Origin of the sequence: Hydrocoleum sp. CS-953 (genome assembly GCF_002260545.1) — a bacterium.
Taxonomy (GTDB): domain Bacteria; phylum Cyanobacteriota; class Cyanobacteriia; order Cyanobacteriales; family Microcoleaceae; genus Trichodesmium.
Genome location: NZ_LGSU01000756.1, coordinates 676 through 4,531 on the forward strand (window position 1 = coordinate 676; position 3,856 = coordinate 4,531).

3 protein-coding genes are annotated in these 3,856 nt (G+C 32.7%); 1 reads left to right on the plus strand and 2 read right to left on the minus strand.

All coding sequences use genetic code 11. From position 1 onward, the window contains the following. Positions 1 to 245 precede the first annotated feature (245 nt). Positions 246 to 431 carry a hypothetical protein gene (locus tag AFK68_RS09155; protein WP_094672454.1) on the plus strand — a complete coding sequence of 62 codons (186 nt, stop codon included), beginning with the start codon at positions 246 to 248 and terminating at the stop codon, positions 429 to 431. 78 nt (positions 432 to 509) lie between these two features. On the opposite strand, the gene AFK68_RS09160 is transcribed toward AFK68_RS09155, so the two are convergent. Then, complete coding sequence (locus tag AFK68_RS09160) at positions 510 to 2,234, minus strand: AAA-like domain-containing protein (RefSeq protein ID WP_094672455.1); 1,725 nt, start codon at positions 2,232 to 2,234, stop codon at positions 510 to 512. Then, the gene (locus tag AFK68_RS09165) at positions 2,234 to 3,544 is read right to left on the minus strand and encodes an AAA-like domain-containing protein (protein WP_168186378.1); all 1,311 of its coding nucleotides are present in this window, start codon (positions 3,542 to 3,544) and stop codon (positions 2,234 to 2,236) included. Before AFK68_RS09165 ends, AFK68_RS09160 begins: the two co-directional genes overlap by 1 nt. Between the last annotated feature and the right edge of the window lie 312 nt (positions 3,545 to 3,856).

Consider the following 3,856-nt stretch of genomic DNA (forward strand, 5'->3'; position numbering starts at 1 on the left):
CAAAGAATATACATAGGAGTTACCCAAATGTTGTCTCGTTTCATTAACTTAAATAGAATTGCTTTCTTGGCCGATATTATTACTTTATTCAGTAAAACGTAAAAATTGAGAACAGCAATTTTTGTGAATATTTGATGCAGCAAAATTTTTTCTAGTCATTTCACGAAACAAGTGCATAAATTTTCTGCCTCAACATAAAGGAATTTGTAGAAACCCAAAAAATACTATATATAGGAGTTATCCAAATGTTGTCTCGTTTCATTAACTTAAATAGAATTGCTTTCTTGGCCAATATTATTACTTTGATAACAATCACTTGCCCATCAACAGCAACAACATTTGCTTTTATAAATATCCCTGAAACCGCAAATTTACTATTGACTCCACAAGCAGAGGAAGAAGAACCAGGAAAAACCGTTCCTCCAAATTAATTAGCTATAAAAAAGTATCTGTTTGTAGTTGTACTTTAGTGCTAGCAAAGATATTTTGCGCTAAAGCACAACTACGAACTAATATTTATATTCATGTGGTGACTCGTTCAAAGCATACTGCCGAAACTGTTGCCATATATCTCGTGCTTCCTCCGTATCTCCCCTAGCTTCCAATAACCTCGCCAGTAACTTGTAAGCGATCGCACGGGTGTTCATTAATTCAATGGCCTCCCGCAAGTAAGTTTCTGCTTCTGTATAACGTTCTTGTTCGAGCAAGGCCCAACCCATATTTTTGAGCAAAGCATAGCGAACAACGGGGTCATTTTCAGCGTTCTTTTTCTGGAAACCTTGTTCGAGTAGCTCAATAGCTTCCGAGTATTGTTTTTCTAGGATATAAAGTCGAGCTAGGTTGTTATCAACTTGGGAAAGTTGGCTTTCAATAGCAATATGGTACTCACTTTTTGCTTTGTCAAGTTGGTGCAGTTTTTCATAAGTTGAACCCAGGTTATAATGTGCTTTTTTGTAGTTGGGTTTTAACAGTAAAGCACATTGGAAATAAAACCGAGCTGGTTGATATTGTTCTGCTAAATAATTATCAACTCCACAGTCGTTGAGCTGTTGATGAAGTTTGGGAAATAGTAACCGGAAAGTTGCCAAGGATAGTAACAGTAAACTCACCCACCAAATATGGTCTTTAGTTCTGGTGGGATATTTTTCTGCTAATACTTTTTCTATCCAGTTTCGATTAAAAACTTGAGCATAGATGGGATTATAAACTTTTAACTTCCCTTCTTTTTTCCGAACTATACCTGCCAATTGTAATTCTGTTTGTAAGAGATTATTTTTTGCCTTAATTTTTCCCCGTTGTAAAATTTTATGATACAAGCTTAATAATTTGTAGGTAGAATATTTGCTAGTGAGGAGGCGATTCTCTATTATCTGTAAATGTTTTGGTTCATCGTGAAATTTCCAGTTTTCAATAATACTTGATACTGTCAATTTCTCCACCTCCTCTTTTTCTGACCCTGTAGGAATTTTTATAAGTGATGTTAAAACTAATTGACATAATTTTTGTGTTAAAAATGGTTGTCCTCCCGTCCAATAAATTATTTCTTTGAGAACTTCTTGACGACGATCTACTTTTTCTAATAATCCCTCCGCTAAAGGTAACGACCCTGAAAATTCTAAACTTTCTAATTCAATTCTATTACCAATAATAGTATGGGAAAAATCAGAAATTTCTACAACCCCAAACAAAGCAAAAGTTAAACGTCGATATGCTGAATTATTTTCTCGTTTTTGATAAAAAGATTGAATCAAACTCAGAAAAAATTCTAGAGATAAATCCGATATCCGCAAACAATCTACTTCATCAATAAAAATTACAATATTTTTGTCAATTTTAGTGAAAACAACCTGTTCGATAAATTCAATCAAACGTTCTTGAGGTTCTAAAGTTTCTCGTTCCAACCACCAACTTAAACAGTCAACTTCCAGTTGCAAACCACTAGCTATTTCTTGCACAATACAGGCATAAATTTGTCCGACATTACTCTCTTCTCCAACAATTGCCATGAGGTCTATTTCCACACAAGCAATTTCTTCTTTTCGCAGTCGGTTTGCCGTCCTAATTCGCAAACTTGACTTACCAGTTTGTCGGGCATTAAAAACATAACAATACTCTCCTTTTTTTATAGCCTTATAAATCTCAGTATCTGCTAGTCTTACTATGTAATTAGAATGAGATAAATCTAGACCACCTCCAACTTTATAATAAAAATTAGATTCATAAATTCCATTCATTAGATATCTCCTAAATAATTTTCAAAATACAAACGATAAAGTTTGCATCTAACTAATATTTTGCCATCCTGATATTTGACTAATCCTAAATTTATAAGTGTCTTAATAGCATGATTTTCGATATTTCCTAAATAGTTGCCTTTAATTATGCTCAGAAAAACCTCAGCTAAATCTGAGTGCTGCTTTAAAATTGCTAAATATTCTTGTAAATGAGGACTATGATAAATACCATCTTTTGTCGGAGCAGTTTCTAAAATTTTCTCGAATGTCATGTCATTACGAGTTTTAAGACTATCAATAGTCAACCTCACTAAATAAGGATGACCTTCTACCATATTCATTAGTTCCCTAACCTGTGAATTATCTAAATTAAGCTGATAAATTTCAGCTAATTGTTGAACTTCTTCGAGGTTAAATTCTGGTAATTCAATAGCCGTACCGATATTAAATGGGGATTGATTGGGATTTATTTTAGTATCAGTATTCGGAGCATAAGAAATAACTACTCTGAGTTTTTGCCAAAGAGAATTTCTACTGGCTTTATCATTCCAAGAGCGGAGCATACCCAAGAAATCTTGATAAATATTTTCGTTGAGGAAAAGCAATTCTAAATTATCTAAACATAGAAATAATGAGTTGTTTAATTTCTGCAATAAATACTTTTCAAAGTAGTTAGTACAGGTCATTTTACTGCCAAAAGTTTTAGTTAAATTATCCCACTCATTTAATTTAGGAGGTAGTTCTAATTTATCCTTAATGTTTAGTTGATTACTGACATTGGCATATAACCAACGCAATAATTCATTCAATTCGGATAAATGGCTATTGTCAGCTTCCTGAAAACTAATAGATACAGTTTGGTATTTTTTTTTCATTTTTACTTGCTCTAATACTTGATTGATTAAAATAGTTTTTCCCATTTTTTTCGGCGCTTTAATTCTGAGAATAGAGTTAGTAAATAACAGGTTTTCGTAAAGTTGTTCTTCGATTAATGGGCGTTTGACATATTTTTGTACTTCAGGATTTTGTGAAGGATTGGTATTTTGAGGTTGTTTAGATTCTCCAGTATTTATAGTTGTGGTATTTTCATTATTTTTGAGTTCCTGATAATCAGTTTCTTCTAACTTTAAATCAAAATAGCTAAAAAAGTCTTCTAGACTTCCTAACCGAACTCCGTAGTTCCTATCAATAATTCTAGAAACAGTAGTCCGATATAATCCAGATTCTCTAGCAATTTCACTACAGTTGCATCCTTGTGGTAATTTCTCATCAACTTTCTTTTTTCCTGCTTCTGTTAGGATATAACCCATTATTACACCATCCTGATAATTAATGTTGTCGAAGATCGACAACATTGAAAAATACTTTTGTCGATTTTAACTCAATTTATTCTGAATATATTACCCTGCAATGATTTTTGGATTTGTCAATTAAAGTTGTCGAAGATCGACAATTTTTTTGTCTTTCCATACTGTATAATCTGTAATTAAGTTATTCGCAATCGCATTTTTACAGAGGTATTACTGAAAGAAATTAAGGAAGAAGGAAGAAGTAAGAAGGAAGAAGTAAGAAGGAAGAAGTAAGAAGTAAGAAGTAAGAAGGAAGAAGGAAGAAGGAAGAAT